Below are 19,617 nucleotides of genomic sequence, written 5' to 3'. Positions count from 1 at the left end.
GAGATGACCCAGGTGGTCCGACCGTGAACAAGCCCCTGCGCCGGATCGCGATCTTCTGCGGGCTCCTTGTGCTCGCCCTGCTCATCCGCGACAACTGGATCCAGTACGTCCGCGCCGACGAACTCAACTCGCACAAGCTCAACCGCCGTGTCGCCATCGAGCGTTACGCGATCCCGCGCGGCGACATCATCGTCGACGGCAAGGCCATCACCGGCTCGGTCCCGACGAACGGCAGCGACTTCAAGTACAAGCGCACCTACAAGAACGGCGAGATGTGGGCGCCCGTCACCGGGTACGCCTCGCAGGCCTTCGGCGCCTCGCAACTGGAGTCCATCGAGGACGGCATCCTCACCGGCAACGACGACCGGCTCTTCTTCCGCCGCACGATCGACATGCTCACCGGTGAGAAGCCGGGCGGCGGCCAGGTCATCACGACGCTCAACGGCGCGGCGCAGAAGGCCGCTTTCAACGGCCTGGGGAACAAGAAGGGCGCCGTCGCCGCCATCGACCCGGAGACCGGCGCGATCCTGGCACTGGCCTCCACGCCGTCGTACGACCCCTCGACGTTCGCGGGGAACTCCACCGACACCGACACCCCGGCGTGGGTGAAGCTCCAGAAGGACAAGAACCCCGACGAGCCGATGCTGAACCGGGCGCTGCGCGAGACGTACCCGCCCGGCTCCACCTTCAAGGTCGTGACGGCGGCCGCCGCGCTCGAGAACGGCCTGTACGACGACATCGACGAGAAGACCGACTCGCCGTCGCCGTGGCAGCTGCCGGACACCACCACCGACCTCACCAACCAGCACGACACCGGCTGCAAGAACGGCTCGCTCAAGGTGGCGCTCGGCAACTCCTGCAACACCGTCTTCGGCAAGATCAGTGCCGATGTCGGCAACGACAAGATGATCGAGCAGGCGGAGAAGTTCGGTTTCAACGAGGAGCACTTCACCCCGGTCCGCGCGGTCGAGAGCGTCTACCCCGAGGACAACAGGCCGCAGAACGCGATGGCCGGCATCGGCCAGGCGTCCAACCGTGCCACCCCGCTGCAGATGGCCATGGTCGCCGGCGCCGTCGCCAACGACGGCGTGGTCATGAAGCCCTACATGGTCAGCGAGCTCAAGTCGCGGAACCTCGACACCGTCGAGAAGCAGGAGCCGGAGGAGTACGGCCGGGCGGTCTCCGCGGACAACGCTCAGAAGCTCCAGCGGATGATGGAGTACGTCGTCACGGACGGCACGGGCACCACCGCGGCGATCCCGGGTGCCACGGTCGGTGGCAAGACCGGTACCGCCCAGCACGGTCTCAACAACAGTGAGAAGCCTTACGCCTGGTTCATCTCGTATGCCAAGACCGACGGCGGGGACTCGGTGGCCGTCGCGGTGGTCGTCGAGGACGGCGCGGCCAATCGTGACGACATCACCGGTGGTGGCCTTGCCGGTCCCATCGCCCGGGACGTCATGAAAGCGGTCATCGACAGCAGGAAGTGACTCCTGTCACAGCGGTACCGGTCCTGTATCAGCTGACCCGCGTGGCCGTACCGCACACCATGGGACGGGTACGGTATGCCCGGACAGCACACCGCCGGACCACACGAGGGTGCGGTCGGGACCGACGGAGAGGGCTGGTAGGTACCTATGGAAGAGCCGCGTCGCCTCGGCGGCCGGTACGAGCTGGGCTCGGTGCTCGGCCGCGGTGGAATGGCCGAGGTCTACCTCGCCCACGACACCCGTCTCGGCCGCACCGTTGCGGTCAAGACGCTGCGTGCGGACCTGGCCCGCGACCCGTCGTTCCAGGCCCGCTTCCGCCGGGAGGCCCAGTCGGCCGCCTCGCTGAACCACCCGGCGATCGTCGCCGTCTACGACACCGGCGAGGACTACGTCGACGGTGTCTCCATCCCGTACATCGTGATGGAGTACGTGGACGGCTCCACGCTGCGTGAGCTCCTTCACTCCGGCAGAAGGCTGCTGCCGGAGCGCTCCCTGGAGATGACCGTCGGCATCCTCCAGGCGCTGGAGTACTCGCACCGCAACGGCATCGTCCACCGCGACATCAAGCCCGCCAACGTGATGCTGACCCGTACCGGTCAGGTCAAGGTGATGGACTTCGGCATCGCGCGGGCCATGGGCGACGCGGGCATGACGATGACGCAGACGGCCGCCGTGATCGGGACCGCCCAGTACCTCTCCCCCGAGCAGGCCAAGGGTGAGACGGTCGACGCACGCTCCGACCTGTACTCCACGGGCTGCCTGCTGTACGAGCTGCTGACCGTCCGGCCGCCCTTCGTGGGCGACTCCCCGGTCGCCGTCGCGTACCAGCACGTGCGGGAGGAACCGCAGCCGCCGTCCGTCTTCGACCCGGAGATCACTCCGGAGATGGACGCGATCGTCCTGAAGGCGCTCGTCAAGGACCCGGACTACCGCTACCAGTCCGCCGACGAGATGCGTGCCGACATCGAGGCGGCCCTCGACGGCCAGCCCGTCGCCGCCACCGCCGCCATGGGCTCGGTCGGCTACGGCGCGTACGGCGCGGACGCCCCGACGACGGCCATGCGCACCGCGGACCCGCAGGCGACGTCCATGCTGCCGCCGATGAACCCCGACGACGGTGGCTACGGCTACGACGAGCGGCCCGACCGGCGGCGCGGGAACCAGAAGAAGAGCAACGCCTCCACGATCCTCCTGGTGGTCGCCGGCGTCCTCGTCCTCGTCGGCGCCATACTCATCGGCCGCTCCTTCCTCGGCGGGGGCAACGGCGACGATCAGGTTCCGGTGCCCGCGCTGGTCGGCGAGAAGCTGGAGGATGCCCGGAAGTCCCTGGAGAACTCGGAGCTGAAGTTCGAGATCACCGAGGAGCGCTGCGACGAGCAGGAGAAGGGTCTGGTCTGCGAGCAGAACCCGGCGGCCGGTGCCAAGGTCGACAAGGGCACGGTCGTCGACCTCGTGGTCTCCACCGGCACCGTCCCGGTCGAGGTCCCCGACGTCGAGGGCGACGACTTCGACGACGCCAAGCAGGAACTCCAGGAAAAGGGCTTCGAGGTCAAGAGGGAGTTCGAGGAGTCCGACCTTCCGCCCGGTGTCGTCATCGACCAGGACCCGGCGGCCGGCAGCAGGGCCGAGAAGGGCACCGTGATCACCCTCACCGTGGCCCAGGAGAAGGACGTCGTCGAGGTCCCCGACCTCACCGGCAAGACGCAGGACGAGGCCAAGGCGGCCCTGGAGTCGGCGGGCCTCAAGCTCGGCACCGTCACCGAGGCCGAGTCCCAGGCGACCGAGGGAACGGTGGTCGGCCAGAGCCTGGCGCCCGGCGTCGAGGCCAACCCCGGCTCCACGGTCAACATCGAGATAGCCAAGGCCGCGGAGCAGGAGCAGGTCCAGGTTCCCGAGGTCCGCAACCAGACGCTCAAGGACGCCAGGAAGAACCTGGAGGGCGCCGGGCTGACCGTCGGCAACGTCTCCGGCTCGCAGGACGAGAACTCCCTCGTCGTGGTCACCGACCCCGCACCCGGCACCACCGTGCCCAAGGGCACCGCCGTCAACGTGACCACCATCCAGCAGGGTGGCAACAACGGCGGCAACGGCGGAGACGGCTTCATCGGCGGCCTGGGCGGCTGACCGGCACGGGTCGACGCAACGACGAGAGCCCCGGCACCCGTGAAGGGTGCCGGGGCTCCGGCATGCCCGGGGTTCTCAGCGCAGTTCGGCCGGCGGGGTGCGGTCCTTGTCGACCTTCTCCGTCCGCACGAGCTCGCCCCACACCACGAAGCGGTACGTGGAGGTGTACACCGGCGTGCACGTCGTCAGCGTGATGTACCGGCCCGGCTTCTTCCTGCCGGACTCCTCCGGCACGGTGTCGAGGACACCGACGTTGTACTTCGAGGTCTCGGCGAGCCTGGCGTACGCCTTGTAGATGTACCAGGTGTCCTCGGACTCGAAGACGATCGCGTCGCCCTTCTCCACCTTGTCGATGTTGTGGAACTTCGCGCCGTGCCCGTCGCGGTGCGCGGCGAGTGAGAAGTTGCCCCGCTTGTCCCAGGGCAGGGCCGACTTCACCGGCTCGGTGTAGTAGCCGGCCACGCCGTCGTTGAGGACCTTGTCGGAGGTGCCCTTCTTGACCAGCACCTCGTCGTCGGTCATCGACGGGACGTGCAGGAAGCCGATGCCGTCCCTGGTGTCGAGCTTGCCGGGGCCGTCCGCCCAGCGGTCGCGGACCTGATCGCCCTGCCGGGCCGCCGCGCGGTCGGCGACGACGTTGGTCCACCACAGCGAGTAGACGACGAAGAGTGCCAGGACGAGGCCGGTGGTGATCAGCAGTTCGCCGAGAACGCTGACGGCGGTCGCGACCGGACCCCGGGTCCCGCGCCGCCGCCCGGCGGACTCCTCGGCGTCCCGGTCGTCCTGCTGCTGGTCGGTTGTGGTCGCCACCGCGCCGTCCCGTCCCCGTCTCGTGGCCGTCTCCGGCACCCCTGGCGTCTGCGTCAGTCGACCAGCGCGTCCGGCTTGCCCTTGCTGCGCGGTCGTTCCTCGACCATCTTGCCCCACACGATCATCCGGTACTTGCTGGTGAACTCGGGGGTGCAGGTCGTCAGCGTGATGTACCGGCCGGGCTCGGTGAAGCCGGAACCCGGGGGGACGGGGCTGATCACGTCGATGTTGCTCGGCGGGGTCTGCGGCAGGATGCTGGCCATCTTGTAGACGTAGAACGTGTCCTGCGTCTCCACCACGATCGGGTCACCCGGGTTCAGCCGGTTGATGTACCGGAACGGCTCGCCGTGGGTGTTGCGGTGGCCGGCGACCGCGAAATTGCCCTTCTTGTCCCCCGGCATCGCGGTCTTGAGGCTGCCCTCGGCGTAGTGCCCCACCATGCCCCGGTCGAGGACCTTCTTCTTGCTCGTGCCCTCCGCGATGGGGACCACCACGTCCAGCTTGGGGATGTGCATGATGGCGAAGCCCTGTCCCGGCTCGAAGCTGCCCGGTGCGCGCTCGCCGTTCTCCCAGTCCTCCTGGAGGCTGTTGGCCTCGCCGTTGGCCTGTGCCTGGGCGCGTACGTTCGTCCACCACAGCTGGTACGTGACGAACAGCAGCATCACGACGCCCATGGTGATGAACAGCTCGCCGACGACCCGGCTCGCCACGGCCGCGGGGCTCTCCCGCCGGGCACGTGCCGCCCGCCTGGCCTCGGCACGGGTCCTGGGCGGCCCCTGGGCGGGTCCGGGCGGCTCCGCGGGCCCCTGTCGCCGTCTGCGGCCGTGCCTGGCCTGCCGCTGGGCCTCGCGCCGCCTCTGGGCGCGGCCGCCGGAGGGCGGATCGGTCTCCTGACGGGTCCGCGCGGCAGCGGGCGGGACGTGCGGGATGCGCAGCCCCACCGTCTCCTGGTCCAGGCCGTCGTACGCGGTCCTGGGTGCCGGGACCCCGTCGCGGACCGACGTCCCCGGAGCCGGGGCGCCCTGGGGGACCTGGGGGACCTGGGGGCCGTGTCCCCGCGGGCCGCCGGGCGCTTCGCTCCACCGCTCCTCGGGCCGGGCACCGCCGTACGCCTCCGCCCCGTACGGACCCTGGCCGTACGGGGCGGAGGTTCCGGCAGCCTCGTGCTCGGGGCGGAGTGCGGTCACGCGACGGCCTTGCCCACCACCGGCGCGAGCCCCACCGACCGCTCCACGGCGCCCGCGTCCCCGCACCGGACCAGCCAGTTGGCCAGCATGAGATGACCGTGCTCGGTCAAAACCGACTCGGGATGGAACTGGACGCCCTCGACCGGCAGCTCGCGGTGGCGCAGCCCCATCACGATGCCGTCGCCCGTCCACGCCGTGATCTCGAGCTCGGCGGGGAGCGTCGCGGGCTCGGCGGCCAGCGAGTGGTACCGCGTCGCCGTGAAGGGAGAGGGCAGCCCGGCGAAGACACCCTTGCCCTCGTGGGTCACCGGGGAGGTCTTGCCGTGCAGCAGCTCGGGCGCCCGGTCCACCACGCCGCCGTAGGCCACCATCATCGACTGCATGCCGAGGCACACCCCGAACACCGGTACGCCCGTGGCCGCGCAGTGCCGCACCATGTCGATGCAGACCCCGGCCTCCTCGGGCGCGCCGGGCCCCGGGGAGAGCAGCACCCCGTCGAAACCGTCCTGGGCGTGGCTCAGGGCCACCTCGTCGTTGCGCACCACCTCGCACTCCGCGCCGAGCTGGTACAGGTACTGCACGAGGTTGAAGACGAAGCTGTCGTAGTTGTCGACCACGAGGATGCGCGCGCTCACTGGCCGTCCACCGTCACGTCGTTGAACGGCAGCAGAGGCTCCGCCCAGGGGAAGACGTACTGGAAGAGCACGAAGACCACGGCGAGAACGAGCACCAGCGAGATGAGTGCTCTGATCAACGCGTTACCCGGCAGATGCCGCCAGATCCAGCCGTACATGCCGTCCCTCTCGTTCCGCTTACCTCACCAGACTAATGGCGCAGCACCGCCGGCTTCCCTTTTTCCACAGGCTGGGTGGCGTCCAAATGAGCCCACACGATCAGCCGGTGGCTGTGGCCCCACTCCGGCTCGCAGGTCGTCAGTGTCAGATAGCGCCCGGGTCCGTCGTAACCGGACCGCCGCGGCACGGGGTCGACGACCCCGACGTCCGAGGGCACTGTCCTGAAGGGCGCGGTGTCGATCCGGTACGTGAACCAGGTCGCGCCGTCCGTCATCACCACCGCGTCGCCCTTCCGCAGCCGCGGGAAGTCCTTGAAGGGGTCGCCGTAGGTGCGCCGGTGGCCGGCGACCGCGAAGTTGCCGGCGGCGCCGAGAACGGCGGTCCCCTCGTAGTGCCCGAGGCCCTTCTTCAGCGTGCCCGCCGCGGTTCCCTCGAGGACCGGCTTGGCCCAGTCCGCGCCCAGGCGCGGGATGTACATGACGGCGAAGGGCTTGCCGTCCTCGTACGGCTCCGGGCCGGCCCCCGGGTCCTCCTCCGGGGGCCGCGTCCCCCGGCCGGCGTCGACGGGCGGCGCGCTTTCCCACTGCCGCCGGAGGCGGTCCATCTCGCCGTCCATGGCGCTGTCCGCCCGGACGCCGGTCCAGAACAGCACATACACCACGAACAGCACGATCACCGAGCCGAGCGTGATGCAGATCTCACTGAAGGTCCTGACGAGCACGCGCACCGGCACCGGCCGCCCCCGAACTACTCCACAGGTTCCGCGTAGTGGAGATCCACTGTGCCCGAGTAGCCCGGAAGAGTCACCGTCCCGTTCTCCTCCACTTTCCAGCCGAGACCGTAGGCCTGGACGAAGAGCTGGTAGTTCTGGATCTCCGGGGAGTCCTCCAGCGCCTTCTTCAGCCTGCCCTGGTCCCCGACGGCCGTGATCCGGTACGGCGGCGAGTAGACCCTGCCCTGGAGGATGAGCGTGTTTCCGACGCACCGGACCGCGCTCGTCGAGATCAGGCGCTGGTCCATGACCTTGATGCCCTCGGCCCCTCCCTGCCACAGCGCGTTCACCACCGCCTGCAGGTCCTGCTGGTGGATCACCAGGTCATTGGGCTGCGGTTCCGGCACGTTGGGGATCAGCGCGGTGGCGTTCGCCGGCGCGTCCGCCAGCGTGACGGTGACCGCGGAACCGGTCACCTTCTTGGTGCCCGCCGCCTTCTCCAGGGCCCTGAGCCGGGCGTCCTCCGCCTTCGTGCTGCCGTCGTCGCGCTGCGCGAGCCCGTCCACCTCCTCGCGCACCCGGGCCGTGGACTCGTCGAGTTCGGCGTTCTTGTCGCTGCGCTCCTGGATCAGGTCGGAGAGCCGCAGCATGGAGTCGTCGGTGCGGAGGTTGGTTCCTCTGGCGGTGTTGAAACTGGTGACGAAGAGGACGCCCGCGAGGGCGAACACGCAGGCGGTCAGCAGCCGGACCGCCCGGAACGGCGGGCGTTTCGCGGTACGGGAGGAGGAGTCGGCGGAATTGCTCAACGTACCCTTACTCCTTACGACGCCACGGAAGCACTACGCTAACGGACGCCCGGGGGAGGAAGAACGGCCCCGTCGTGTCCCCCGTCCCGGCGCGCCAGTCCAGTTCACTGCGCGGTCACGCAGCGCATCGACAGGAGAGTCCCTCGTGCCGAAGTCACGGATCCGCAAGAAGGCGGACTTCACGCCGCCGCCGGCGAAGACCGCCACGAACCTCAAGATGACCAGCAGCGGCTGGGTGGCACCGGTCATGCTGGCCATGTTCGCCATCGGCCTGGCATGGATCGTTCTGTTCTATGTGACCGACGCCAAGCTGCCCATCGAGGCTCTGAAGAACTGGAACATCGTGGTGGGCTTCGGCTTCATCGCGGCGGGCTTCGGCGTCTCCACCCAGTGGAAATAGCGGGCCGGTAGCCGGTCCACGCCTTCGGAGCAAGCTCTCCCCAGAGTTTGTCCACAGCGTTATCCACAGGGTGGATAAGTTACGACGATCTGTGGATAACTTGCGCGGCGTTGACGCCGGTGTGACCGCCGCACACCCTGTGTGTGAGCGGCGTGCCCCTCGCCAGACCTGAAAAAGCCCAGGTCGGAAACGAGGGGCACGACTTCTCCCAAGCGCGGTCCACTGAGTGCACAGGAAAGCGCACGCGCTGTGGACAACTCGCACAGGAAACCGAGGCCCGAGTACGACCCCAGCCGCGTACCGCCCGTGCCGGGCATGGCCCACCGTGCCTACGCCGGTTCGGGCGGCCCGGATCGTTCGAACGAGCGCGCAGGCGGTGCTCCCCCTGAAGCGACGAAGGAGCTTCCGGGCAATTCCGGCACAAAGAGCCCAGGGCGACCCCGAATCCCGGGAAGGCCTCGTAAGAACTGGGTGAAGAAAGGCCACGACCTCTTTTACCGTTCCTACGCGACGGCGAAGAGCAGTCGCACGGCGATGAACCCGGGCCGAAGGCGGGCGATGGCCCCGGGGTAAGGCAGACCCCGGGCAGGGCAACATCTGCTCCAGGAAATGCGCCGATTGCCCAGTTGTAAGGCGTGGAATTTGTCACTGGCGTCGCTTGACGCTGAACTGGGCGGATAGTGTGAGCGATCCGGTGCACCCGGCCAGGAGGTCCGTTCCCGAGGTCGCGCACTGTTGGACCGAGTGACCGAGCGCCTTTGAGGGGGAAGGGCGCCGCGTGGCCCCGACGGAGGACTAGGCAACCGTGGACGCGCAAGGCCGTGGGCGGGCGGACGACATCGATCCCGCAGACCAGTGGGTACTCAACCCCAGCACCGGTGACTACGAACTGCGACTGCCGGATTCCGCTCCGCAGTCGGCGGTCCCGGGGCCCCGCAGAGCAGGCACCCGTGCCGGAACGGCCGCAGCGCGTACGCGCCCCGCGCCGGGCCGGGAACGCGAGGTTCCCGCCACCGATGTGCCGGGGCCGCGCAGACGTCGTGGCGCCTCGGAGGAACCTCCCCCGGGCCGGCGCCGGTCGCGCACCAAGCCCGGGAAGTCGCGGGCGAAGAAGATAGTCCTGTGGACCGGCGGCAGCATGGCCTTCGTGCTCGTCGGGGTCTCGGCCGCCGCGTACCTGTACCTCAAGCACCTCGAGGGCAACGTGAACACGACGGACGTCGGCAGCGCGGGCGCGAGCAGCTTCAGCAAGGACGAGGCCTTCAACATCCTCATCATCGGCACGGACAAGCGCACCGGCGAGGGCAACGAGGGCTACGGCGACGCGGGCAGCGTTGGACACGCCGACACCAACATCCTGCTGCACGTCGCCAAGGACCGTTCGAACGCGACCGCGATGAGCATTCCGCGCGACCTGGTCGTCGACATCCCGGACTGCGAGACCAAGCAGGAGGACGGCTCCACGAAGGTCGTCCCGGGGACACAGGACCAGCGCTTCAACACGAGTCTGGGCCAGGACGGCCGGGACCCCGGCTGCACCATGCGCACGGTCGAGTCCGTCACCGGTATCCCGGTGGACCACTTCATGATGGCCGACTTCAACGCGGTGAAGACCCTGACCACGGCAGTGGACGGGGTCAAGGTCTGTGTGACCAGGGCCATCGACGACAAGCAGTCGAAGCTCAAGCTGCCCGAGGGCGAGTCCGTGGTCGAGGGCGAGCAGGCCCTCGCCTTCGTCCGTACCCGGCACAGCTTCGGCAACCAGGGCGACCTCGACCGCATCAAGGTGCAGCAGCAGTTCCTGGGTTCGCTGATACGCAAGATGGCGTCCAGCGACACCCTCACCAACCCCAGCAAGCTGCTGGCGCTGGCCGAGGCCGCCACCGAGGCGCTGACCGTGGACACCGGCATCGGGAAGGTCAGCACGCTGAAGGACGTGGCGCTGGAGCTGAAGAAGGTGCCGACGAAGAACATCACCTTCACCACGGTGCCTGTACAGGACAACCCGGCCGAGACGGTCAAGGCGACAGTCGTCGTCGACGAGTCGCGCGCGCCCCAGGTCTTCCAGATGATCAAGAACGACATCTCCTTCACCGAGGTGAAGCAGAAGGAGGCGAAGGAGAAGGCGGCGGTCGCCGCCCGCCTCAAGGGCGAGAAGGCCGACGCCTCGGAGGTACGCGTGCGGATCCTCAACGGCGGCGCCCCGGGCGGCAGCGCCCAGGCACAGCTCAACTGGCTCCAGCTCGAGGCGGGCGTGACCAAGTCCGAGAACGCGGGCAACTCGGACGCCACGCTGGCCAGGACGACACTCGAGTACGCGCCCGAGCAGGCGGACCAGGCTCGGAGGCTGGCCGCCATCATGGGTCTGAGCGGATCGGCGATGAAGCCGGGCAAGAGTGTCACCAACGCGCAGGGACTGCCGACGATGACACTCACGCTGGGCGAGGACTTCAAGGGCGCCGGGGTGAAGCTGAACGCCTCTTCGGCAGCCACCCCGAATGTGGAGAAGTCCACAGCGGACAAGGTCAAGTGCGCCGGCTGAGTCACTTGGGCGACTGACCTCACGGCCTGTCGCGCGCCTCACGGGGCGGGCGACAGGCCTTTTCCATGTACGCCCCGACCGGCCGCCCGGTGTTGCTGTTCTTCACGGGCGCCAACTCCACGGTCGGGGCGTCGGCGGCTCGCCCGGTGGACGGCGGGTCGCTCCCGTCGTACGTGCGGGCCGGCGCCCCCGGTGGCCGCGATCAGCACCAGGTCGCGACGACGCGCAGTCGGGGGGCTCCAAGCGCCCGGAATCAGACATTCCGTGCCCATTAATAGACATGTACATCTCATCATTGCCACCGAAGGGAGGGTTCGATGATGAGATCACTCTCGATGATCTTCCTTCCTTCGCGAGGCCCCTCATTTGCGTCCGGAAAGCCGGCGGCAGCCGGCGCGAGGACAAGGGCCTCCCGCCGACTCGAGTGGCACGGCAACACCATGGGCCGCAACTGATCGAACCGCCCGCCGCTCGACCGATCAGCACCCCAAGGAGACCAACGTGAAGTTCAGGAGCAGGATCGCCCGCTGCACCGCCTCGATGGCCCTCATGCTGTCGGGAATCGCCGGTTACTCACTCGCCACGGCACCCGCCGCCAGTGCCGCCACGTATGGCTGCAACGGCTCTCAGATCGACAGTTGGAACAACACCTACAACGGCACGACCTACGCCACGACCTACCTGTTCTGGGACGGCACCTACAACTGCGTCGCGGCCGTCAAGCGGGGTTCGTACTACGGTGTCAGGTCCCGCATCGCCGTGGATGCCTGGACGGACAAGGACGGCTACGTCAGCCCGGGGGACGACGGCAACTACCTCTACTACGCGAGCTTCAAGTTCTACGGAAAGAACCGCTGCATCGCGGTCGAGACCGACGTGTGGAACCTGAGCGGCAACAACATCATCCAGGACCACGTTCCGCCGAGCGGCTACTTCCACTGCGGCTGAAACCCGCTGACGGCGAAGGCTCCTTCCTTTCCGGAAGGGGCCTTCGCCATGTACGCCACAGAGGTGGCAAGAGCCGATCGGCACAGCCGGCCGCCGCGACCCGGATTCACCGGAGCCGCGTCGGCGTACGGTCGGCCGGTCCTCCGGGAGGTCAGCCGGTCTTCCGGGAGGTCAGCCGGTCAGTTGCGCCGTGCGGACGAGCACCATGGCGACGCTTGCCAGCAGGACCGCGGCGCAGACCCCGCCCTGCACCAGCGCCCGCCGTGAACGCGGGGCGTGGACCATGCCGTACGCGACCACGGCTCCGGCGACGAGACCGCCGACGTGTGCCTGCCAGGCGATGCTGCCCCAGGCGCCCCCGCCGAAGGTGAAGAGCAGGTTCAGTGCGAGCAGAACGATGACCGGCCGCATGTCCTGCTGGAGCCGGCGCATCAGCACGGCGGTGGCGCCGAGCAGCCCGAAGATCGCTCCCGACGCGCCGAGCGAGGGCTGGTTGCCCGCCTCGAGGAGATAGGTCAGCGCGCTGCCCGCGAAGCCCGAGAGCAGATAGAGAGCGAGAAAGCGGGTGCGGCCCAGCGCGGCTTCCAGCGAACCGCCGAGCCACCACAGGCCGAGCATGTTGAAACCGATGTGCCAGACCGCCTGGTGCAGGAACATCGACGTCAGCAGCCTGTACCATTCGCCGTCCGCGACGCCCACGAGCTCGCCGGTCCCCGGGTCGAGGGCCAGCCCGATCAGGTGCAGGGCATCCGCGAGACGGCCGCCGGTGGCCAGTACGGCCAGGAAGACGGAGAGGTTGATCCCGATCAGGATCTTCGTGACCAGCTGGGGATCGCCGGTGGGCACGGTGCCGCCCGCGATGGTGCGCGGCGTGCTGGCGGACGGGGCGTGTCCGGTGCCGGAGCCGCTCCTGACGCACTCGGGGCACTGGAACCCGACGGACGCACTGATCATGCAGTCGGGGCAGACGGGCCGCTCGCAGCGGGTGCAGCGGATGCCCGTCTCACGGTCCGGGTGTCGGTAGCAGCCGGGCAGTCCCCCTGCCTCGGCAGGGGTGTCCGGGCTTCCGGGCGCCTGGTCCATCTGCTGTCCTCCAAGTCGTCCGCCCCGTTCGTCATACGGACGAACGGGGCGGATTGTTCCCGCGTGGGGCGGGGATCAACCGGGAAGCGTCAGCCTTCGCGCTTCTCGATGACGACCGTCTCGATGACCACGTCGTTGACCGGCCGGTCACCCGGACGGGTGGGGACCTCGGCGATGGCGTCGACTACCTTCTGGCTGGCCGGGTCGACGACCTCGCCGAAGATGGTGTGCTTGCGGGTCAGCCACGTGGTGGGCGAGACCGTGATGAAGAACTGCGAGCCGTTGGTGCCCGGGCCGGCGTTGGCCATGGCAAGGAGGTACGGCTTGTTGAAGGACAGCTCCGGGTGGAACTCGTCCGCGAACTGGTAACCAGGACCGCCCGTGCCGTTGCCCAGCGGGTCACCGCCCTGGATCATGAAGCCGCTGATGACCCGGTGGAAGACCGTGCCGTCGTACAGCCTGTCCGTGGACTTCTTGCCGGTCTGGGGGTGGGTCCACTCGCGCTCGCCCTGGGCGAGCTCCACGAAGTTCTTGACCGTCTTGGGCGCGTGGTTCGGCAGGAGCCGGATCACGATGTCGCCGTGGTTGGTCTTCAGGGTGGCGTAAAGCTGCTCGGCCACGATCTACCTTCCATAGTCCTTTGTGCCTCTCCCTGATCCTCGCACGTACGGCGGTCCCAGGCAGAAAGCCGGTCGAGTACGGCCCACACCGCGGCAATCCGTGGCATTGTCGAGCCAGGGCCCGATTGAACCTCTTGAACCGCATTGCCGCTCCTGCCCGGTCATGCCCGTTCATGACCCGGATGCCTGCTCGCGCATGCCGTACCGCGTCCCGGCGGGCATGATTTCGAAACGGGTGGAAAGGCGGACAACCGAACGCCACCGAGGAGGAGGATCCCGTGACCCGCATCGACAGCGTGCGCGCCGCGACCGGTACGGCGAAGGACAGCGTGCTGCACGCCGCGGAAGTGGTGGCGCCCTACGCCGGCACGGCCAAGGAGCAGGCGGCGCACCTCACGCAGGAGGCGCGCGTCCGGCTCGCGCCGAAGGTGTCGCAGGCCGCACACCAGGCCCGCTGCACCGCTCGTGTCCAGTACGCGGCCCACCTCGCGCCCCGGCTCGACCAGGCGCGCGCGCATGTGCCGCCGAAGGTAGACGAGGCCGCGCACCGCGCCGCCAAGCGCACCAGGAAGGCGGCCAGGCAGGCCGCCGTCTATACCGTGCCCCGGGTGGAACACGCCGTCGAGGGCGCGCGCGCCGCGGCGGCACCGGTGGCCGAGGAGGCCGTCGCCAGGAGCGCGGCCGCTCTCGCGGCACTGCGCGGCCAGGTGACGGTGGCCGAGATCGACAGGCTGGTGCGGCGGCGCAGGCGCAGGGCGAGGGCAGGCCGGGCCCTCAAGGGCCTCGCGGTCCTTGGAGTGCTGGCCGGCGGCGCCATCGCCGTATGGAAATGGTGGGACAAGCAGGCCAACCCCGACTGGCTGGTGGAGCCGCCGGCCGCGACGGAGGTGGCCGACCGCTCCCCGCTGACCTCCGTGGACGGCAGCGGCCAGTCGGAACTGGACCCTGAGGTCCAGGCCAAGCAGGCCGAGGACGAGGCCAAGGAGCGCAGGGACCGCGACTGACCCGGGCCGGCTCCGCCGGCCGATGGGCGCCACCACATGAAACACCGAGCACGCAGTGAGTGAGAACGCCGAGGGGCGGGAGACCACCGGTCTCCCGCCCCTCGGCGGTGCTGTGGAGCCTAGGGGAGTCGAACCCCTGACATCTGCCATGCAAAGACAGCGCTCTACCAACTGAGCTAAGGCCCCGGATACGGCAGGAAAACCCGGTGGATACCGCGGCCGGGCACCGCCGGGGACCAGAGTACCGGGTGACCCCCTCGATCCCGCAAAACGATTGCCTCCAGCCCTCAGGATTGGGCTCCCCGCGGGGTATCGCGCTCCGTAAGATGCTCGCCAGGTTCGCAGCAGCGAAGCCACAGCGATGGGGAGACGCAATGGACGCAGTACAGCAGCAGGACGCCACCGCGAGAGCGAGAGAGCTCCAGCGCAGCTGGTACGGAGAGCCGCTGGGGGCGCTCTTCCGCCGGCTGATCGATGATCTGGGCCTGAACCAGGCCCGGCTCGCGGGGGTACTGGGCCTGTCGGCCCCGATGCTGTCACAGCTGATGAGCGGCCAGCGCGCCAAGATCGGCAACCCCGCGGTGGTGCAGCGTGTGCAGGCCCTCCAGGAACTGTCGAGCCAGGTCGCCGACGGCAGCGTCAGCGCCGCCGAGGCGAGCGCGCGGATGGAGGAGATCAAGAAGTCCTCCGGGGGATCCGTCCTGACCGCCAACACGGGTCAGACCACGAGCAGTACGGGTGCGCCGACCGTCCGCCGGGTGGTGCGCGAGATCCAGTCGCTGCTGCGGTCCGTCTCCTCCGCGGGCGACATCATAGATGCCGCCAACTCCCTCGCCCCGGTCCATCCCGAGCTGGCAGAGTTCCTCCGGGTGTACGGCGCCGGGCGCACCGCGGAGGCCGTCGCACACTACGAGGCGCACCAGAGCTGACGGATCCGACGGGAGCGGGCGCGGCGCATGGGTGAGGTCTTCGCCGGACGGTACGAACTGGTCGACCCGATCGGCCGCGGTGGGGCCGGCGCGGTATGGCGCGCCTGGGACCACCGGCGGCGCCGCTATGTGGCGGCCAAGGTGCTGCAGCAGAGCGACGCCCACGCGCTGCTCCGCTTCGTGCGCGAGCAGGCGCTGCGGATCGATCATCCTCATGTCCTCGCGCCCGCCAGCTGGGCGGCCGACGACGACAAGGTCCTGTTCACGATGGACCTGGTGCGCGGCGGTTCCCTCGCGCACCTGATCGGCGACTACGGCCCGCTGCCGCCGGCCTATGTGTGTGTCCTGACCGATCAGTTGCTGTCCGGCCTCGCGGCGGTGCACGCGGAGGGGGTGGTGCACCGGGACATCAAGCCGGCCAACATCCTCCTGGAGGCCACCGGGACCGGAAGGCCGCACATACGGCTCTCCGACTTCGGCATCGCGATGCGCAAGGGCGAGCCGCGGCTCACCGAGGCCAACTATGTGGTGGGTACGCCCGGTTACTTCGCGCCGGAACAGATGATGGGCGCCGAGCCGGACTTCCCTGCGGACCTCTTCGCCGTCGGCCTGGTGGCCGTCTATCTGCTCCAGGGTGCCAAGCCGGACACCAAGGCCCTGGTCGGGCACTTCGCCGAGCACGGCACTCCGGGCGCCCCGCAGGGCATTCCTGAGCCCCTCTGGCAAGTTCTGGCCACCCTCCTCCAGCCCGACCCCGAGGCTCGCTTCCGCACCGCAACGGGCGCGCGCAAGGCCCTGACCGCCGCGGCCGAGCTCCTCCCCGAGCCGGGCCCCGACGACGAGTTGGTCGAGGTGTTCGACCAACTCGGGCCGCTGCCCATGGGTTTCACGGCGAACGGACCCGTGAAGCCCCCCCGTCCGTCCGTTCCTCCCGCCGTCGGTCCGCCCGCGGCCGATCCCTCGGCCCCCGGACTCACGCACGTCACCGGCACTCCGGCGCACCCACCCCGCCGGGCGCCGGGCACACCGGGCACACCGGGCCCGAGCGCCGACGGGGTCACCGGCGGGGTCACCGGCGGCTCCTTCGCCACACCAGTGAGTACCGGACAGAGCGCGGGGGAGCCGGCCTCCGCGACCTCCTGGCACGGCACCGGGCAGGGGAGCGCTGCCGTCGGCTTCCCGGACGGGACGGGAGCCGCGCCCGGCCCTTCGGCACAGCGCCCGGGCCTCTCCGCTCCGGACTCCACGGACGCCCGGGCGCTTGGCGGGGACCGGGCCGCACCGGGCGGCAAGGGGCAGTTCCCCGGGTCCGCCCCGGCCGGTCCGGCCCAGGGATTCTCGCCCGCGGCGGACCTCGGCGGTCGGGGCGCGGTGCCACAGCCCGGCGGACCGGAGAGCCGGACCGGCGCCAAAGGCCCGGCCGGGCCCCAAATCCTCGGAACCTCCCCGGACCTGCCTGGCGCGGCCGTGGCGGGTCGGCACTGGGGGCCGTCCCCGGGAAGTCTCGTGGCACCGCAGGACGGCGGGGCACAAGACGGCGGGGCACAAGACGGCAGCAGCGCACAGGACGGCACTCCGCAGGACGGCACGGCGTGGACCCCGGCGGCCGACGCGACACCCGCGGGCGGCGCCGGGCAGTGGACCGGCATCGGCCCGTGGACCCCCTCCCCGGCTCCCGGAAGTCCGCCGGACATGGGCCGGGACGGTCCGCAGGCTCCCGGTCCGCGGCACGCCGCGCCGCCCGCCTCCCCGGCTGCCGCAAAGCCCTCCATGTCCGACACCGGAAGCTTCCATCTGCCCCCGCCTCCCCTCCCGGCGGGGGACCGGCCGGCGCCCGGGCCGCAGAGCCTCGTGACGCCCCACGGCGCCGGAGCGCATTTCAGCCCAGACGCGCCGCAGTCCCCCTTCCAGTACCCCGGACAGCGGGCCGAGCAGCATGCCGAGCAGTCGGTTCCTCCGGCACATGCCGCGCCCTCCCCGCGGACACCGGGGTTTCCGGTTCCCCCGCCCGATGTCTCGGCGGCGACGGCCGGCGTGTCCCGGGAAGGCCCTCCCACGCGTCCGTACACGGCCGGGAGCCCGCCGGTTCCGCTCCATGCACTGCCGGTCCCGTACACCGCGCAGGTCCCCGTACCGCGGCGGCGCCCGGGACCGCCCCCGCGGGTGGCGGTCCCGGTCCTGCTCCTCGCGGCGCTCTGCTTCGCGGTCGGCATCTGGGCCCTGGCCCAGTTGCTCTGACCAGAGCCGGGCGGGCATCCGGTCCACGCCCCGTTCGCCGCCGTTCGCCGCCGTACGCCGCCGTACGACGTTGCCAGCCGTCGTCAGCCGGCGTGCGACGACCGCCGCCGGGCGAGCGCCCTCCACAGAGCGAGCCACAGGACGAGCAGCGTGCCCGTTCCGATGCCTGCCGCCGCGAGAACCCTCATCGCCCCGTCCGTGCCGCCGTCGCCGCTCCGCCCGTCGTTCCCGCCGACCGCCGGCAGCCGGAAGAGGTCCGCCTCCCCCTCGTAGGCGGGGCCCTCCTCCGCGTCCCCCTCCACGTCGACCCGCAGCGTCAGCCCGATCTCACCGTCTCCGAACTTCTCCCCGACTTCCGGACTGAGCGTCACGGCGAGGTAGTACCAGCCGGCGAACCGCATCCCGGTCATCTCGTCCCCCACGCCGTAGCGGTTCCCGTACCGGACGGGCGGGAGCGGGTCCAGGGCGGCGGTCCTCGGCTCGCCGCCGTAGGGCGCGATGACCGAGTCCAGCCCGTCACGGACCGGGTTGTAGAGCCGTAAGGCAAGGGCGTTGGAGACGCGTCCGCGCACGGCCGCCGGGGGACCGCCGAGTTCCGCCTGCACGAAGATCTGCTGCCCCCAGCCGACGGGCACCCGGTAGAAGCGCGTCCGTCCGGGTGTGAGGGTGTCGCGCCAGACACCGCTGTCCAGCGTCCCCGCGTCGTTGAAGCCGGCGCCCCCCGGGCGCGGCCGCGGCTCGTCCTCCTGCGGGGGCGTCGGGGAGGCCGACTGCCAGTTCACGGCCGGCCCGCTGGTCGCGTCCCGCACGGGGGGTTCGACCACGTGCTGCAGTTCCACCTCCCACGGCTGTGAGCCGGTGGCCGTGCCGGTGCCGGTACGGCGCTCGAGGACGACGAAGTAGGAGCCGGCCTCCCGGCAGTTGCCGGTTTCCTTGATGGTCCGTTCGGCGGCCGCCGCGAGCGGGCGTGGGTAGGCGGCGGCGCCGAAGTCGGCGTTCTCCTTGCCGCAGGACACGCCCTGCTCGTTCTGCAGGGACAGGGATATGCCGTCCCGGAAGCCGATGGGGGTGGTGCTGCCCGGGACGACGACCGCGGAGACGTAGGCGTCCGACGCATCGTCCAGGGTGACCCGGTAGTAGCGCCTGCCGCCCGGCTCGATGGAACTGCGGTAGGTGCCGTCCGCGGTGAGCCGGGGAGCGTCGGTGGTGCCCGTGGCCCCCTGGAGGACGGTGGCGCCCGAGGCGAAGCGGTACGGCTCGGGCTCCCCGGCCGCTCCGGCGCCGCCCTGTCCCGCGAGCTGGGCCAGTACCGCCGTCAGGGCCACCACCGTGCCGCGCCCCACCCTCACCACGTGCCACCCCTCACCAGACTTTGCTTACGCAAGCAAATGAATTGCAGAAGTGAATACAGCACGGAGCCCCGGGCGCGTACCTCGTACGGCGACCGGGGCTCGGCAACCTGAGCGATCAGACTGTCGGTCTCACACGCCCGAACCTGCGGGCACGGAGTCGGTCGCCTCCGTCCACAGATCCTGTTCGGCGCGGTCCGCCTGGATCTGGCGGTACACGAGGAACCCGCCGATGGCGGCCAGTGCGACCAGGAGAAGCTTCTTCACCGCGCGACCTCGTCTTTCCTTGACATAGACGTAGGAGGACTTCTGGCGCCCGACTATACACACCGGCCGATACCAATCGGTGACCTGCGCCGACCTCAACTCCCCGGCGTGCACGCACAACGCGTCACGCTGCGGTTCCCCGGCCGGCGCCCGCGAACGGCCGGCCCGCCCGGCCGCCACCACATGCGGCAGGGCGGGTGACTTCCAAGAAGTCACCCGCCCTGCCGTGCATCTCTGTGGGGCTAACAGGACTTGAACCTGTGGCCTCTTCCTTATCAGGGAAGCGCTCTAACCGTCTGAGCTATAGCCCCGCG

At 69.9% G+C, this 19,617-nt stretch carries 18 protein-coding genes and 2 tRNA genes; 8 read left to right on the top strand and 12 right to left on the bottom strand.

The genetic code is table 11. From position 1 onward, the window contains the following. Positions 1-23 precede the first annotated feature (23 nt). A complete protein-coding gene (locus GUY61_RS02485; protein ID WP_166628363.1) occupies positions 24-1,490 on the top strand; it encodes a penicillin-binding protein 2 in 1,467 nt (488 codons plus the stop codon). A gap of 147 nt (positions 1,491-1,637) precedes the next feature. Beyond that, a complete protein-coding gene (pknB, locus tag GUY61_RS02480) occupies positions 1,638-3,614 on the top strand; it encodes a Stk1 family PASTA domain-containing Ser/Thr kinase (protein ID WP_166628362.1) in 1,977 nt (658 codons plus the stop codon). A gap of 75 nt (positions 3,615-3,689) precedes the next feature. On the opposite strand, the gene GUY61_RS02475 is transcribed toward pknB, so the two are convergent. Genes GUY61_RS02475 through GUY61_RS02455 form a run of 6 tightly spaced genes read right to left on the bottom strand, consistent with a single transcriptional unit; the run spans position 3,690 to position 7,923 of the window. After that, positions 3,690-4,424, bottom strand: coding sequence for a class E sortase (locus GUY61_RS02475; protein ID WP_166628361.1), 735 nt, complete (start codon positions 4,422-4,424; stop codon positions 3,690-3,692). A 53-nt stretch (positions 4,425-4,477) separates the two neighbouring features. Next, positions 4,478-5,611 carry a class E sortase gene (locus GUY61_RS02470; protein WP_166628360.1) on the bottom strand — a complete coding sequence of 378 codons (1,134 nt, stop codon included), beginning with the start codon at positions 5,609-5,611 and terminating at the stop codon, positions 4,478-4,480. Continuing rightward, positions 5,608-6,246 carry an aminodeoxychorismate/anthranilate synthase component II gene (locus GUY61_RS02465; RefSeq protein WP_166628359.1) on the bottom strand — a complete coding sequence of 213 codons (639 nt, stop codon included), beginning with the start codon at positions 6,244-6,246 and terminating at the stop codon, positions 5,608-5,610. Before GUY61_RS02465 ends, GUY61_RS02470 begins: the two co-directional genes overlap by 4 nt. After that, entirely contained in the window at positions 6,243-6,404 is a 162-nt protein-coding gene (locus GUY61_RS39000) for a hypothetical protein (protein WP_208105450.1), read from the bottom strand. The genes GUY61_RS02465 and GUY61_RS39000 overlap by 4 nt, the downstream gene beginning before the upstream one ends. A gap of 32 nt (positions 6,405-6,436) precedes the next feature. Continuing rightward, positions 6,437-7,132, bottom strand: coding sequence for a class E sortase (locus GUY61_RS02460; protein ID WP_166628364.1), 696 nt, complete (start codon positions 7,130-7,132; stop codon positions 6,437-6,439). Positions 7,133-7,152: 20 nt separating this feature from the next. Next, positions 7,153-7,923 (bottom strand): DUF881 domain-containing protein, encoded by a 771-nt coding sequence (locus GUY61_RS02455; protein ID WP_166628358.1) that lies wholly within the window; start codon positions 7,921-7,923, stop codon positions 7,153-7,155. 145 nt (positions 7,924-8,068) lie between these two features. Here GUY61_RS02455 and crgA point away from each other — a divergent pair, with 145 nt between their 5' ends. The 3 genes from crgA to GUY61_RS02440 all read left to right on the top strand — a co-directional run bounded on the left by crgA (position 8,069) and on the right by GUY61_RS02440 (position 11,813). Beyond that, complete coding sequence (crgA, locus tag GUY61_RS39620; RefSeq protein ID WP_166628357.1) at positions 8,069-8,323, top strand: cell division protein CrgA; 255 nt, start codon at positions 8,069-8,071, stop codon at positions 8,321-8,323. Positions 8,324-9,128: 805 nt separating this feature from the next. After that, positions 9,129-10,865: an LCP family protein gene (locus tag GUY61_RS02445; RefSeq protein WP_166628356.1), complete on the top strand. Its 1,737-nt coding sequence runs from the start codon at positions 9,129-9,131 to the stop codon at positions 10,863-10,865. 501 nt (positions 10,866-11,366) lie between these two features. Next, a complete protein-coding gene (locus tag GUY61_RS02440) occupies positions 11,367-11,813 on the top strand; it encodes a hypothetical protein (protein ID WP_166628355.1) in 447 nt (148 codons plus the stop codon). Positions 11,814-11,984: 171 nt separating this feature from the next. Here GUY61_RS02440 and GUY61_RS02435 read toward each other — a convergent pair whose 3' ends face one another. Together GUY61_RS02435 and GUY61_RS02430 are read right to left on the bottom strand one after the other, a co-directional pair. Beyond that, positions 11,985-12,896 (bottom strand): rhomboid family intramembrane serine protease, encoded by a 912-nt coding sequence (locus tag GUY61_RS02435; protein ID WP_166628354.1) that lies wholly within the window; start codon positions 12,894-12,896, stop codon positions 11,985-11,987. An 89-nt stretch (positions 12,897-12,985) separates the two neighbouring features. After that, entirely contained in the window at positions 12,986-13,516 is a 531-nt protein-coding gene (locus GUY61_RS02430) for a peptidylprolyl isomerase (protein ID WP_166628353.1), read from the bottom strand. 278 nt (positions 13,517-13,794) lie between these two features. Here GUY61_RS02430 and GUY61_RS02425 point away from each other — a divergent pair, with 278 nt between their 5' ends. Beyond that, on the top strand, positions 13,795-14,520 hold the full coding sequence (locus GUY61_RS02425) for a DUF5324 family protein (protein ID WP_166628352.1): 726 nt from the start codon (positions 13,795-13,797) through the stop codon (positions 14,518-14,520). A gap of 113 nt (positions 14,521-14,633) precedes the next feature. On the opposite strand, the gene GUY61_RS02420 is transcribed toward GUY61_RS02425, so the two are convergent. Further along, positions 14,634-14,706: transfer RNA gene (locus GUY61_RS02420), tRNA-Ala, on the bottom strand. 188 nt (positions 14,707-14,894) lie between these two features. Here GUY61_RS02420 and GUY61_RS02415 point away from each other — a divergent pair. Then, complete coding sequence (locus tag GUY61_RS02415) at positions 14,895-15,449, top strand: DNA-binding protein (protein WP_166628351.1); 555 nt, start codon at positions 14,895-14,897, stop codon at positions 15,447-15,449. 27 nt (positions 15,450-15,476) lie between these two features. Continuing rightward, positions 15,477-17,687: a serine/threonine-protein kinase gene (locus GUY61_RS38990; RefSeq protein ID WP_208105448.1), complete on the top strand. Its 2,211-nt coding sequence runs from the start codon at positions 15,477-15,479 to the stop codon at positions 17,685-17,687. A gap of 83 nt (positions 17,688-17,770) precedes the next feature. Here the strand turns inward: GUY61_RS38990 and GUY61_RS02405 are convergent, their stop codons facing one another. The 3 genes from GUY61_RS02405 to GUY61_RS02395 form a co-directional block, all read right to left on the bottom strand. Then, on the bottom strand, positions 17,771-19,036 hold the full coding sequence (locus tag GUY61_RS02405) for a hypothetical protein (protein WP_166628350.1): 1,266 nt from the start codon (positions 19,034-19,036) through the stop codon (positions 17,771-17,773). Positions 19,037-19,168: 132 nt separating this feature from the next. Further along, complete coding sequence (locus GUY61_RS39615) at positions 19,169-19,303, bottom strand: DLW-39 family protein (protein WP_313896471.1); 135 nt, start codon at positions 19,301-19,303, stop codon at positions 19,169-19,171. Between the two features lie 237 nt (positions 19,304-19,540). Continuing rightward, positions 19,541-19,614: transfer RNA gene (locus GUY61_RS02395), tRNA-Ile, on the bottom strand. Positions 19,615-19,617: the final 3 nt, after the last annotated feature.

Origin of the sequence: Streptomyces sp. GC420 (assembly GCF_009916105.1) — a bacterium.
Taxonomy (GTDB): domain Bacteria; phylum Actinomycetota; class Actinomycetes; order Streptomycetales; family Streptomycetaceae; genus Streptomyces.
The sequence above is the reverse complement of the archived record's forward strand: the minus strand, read 5'-3'. Positions and strand labels throughout refer to the sequence as shown.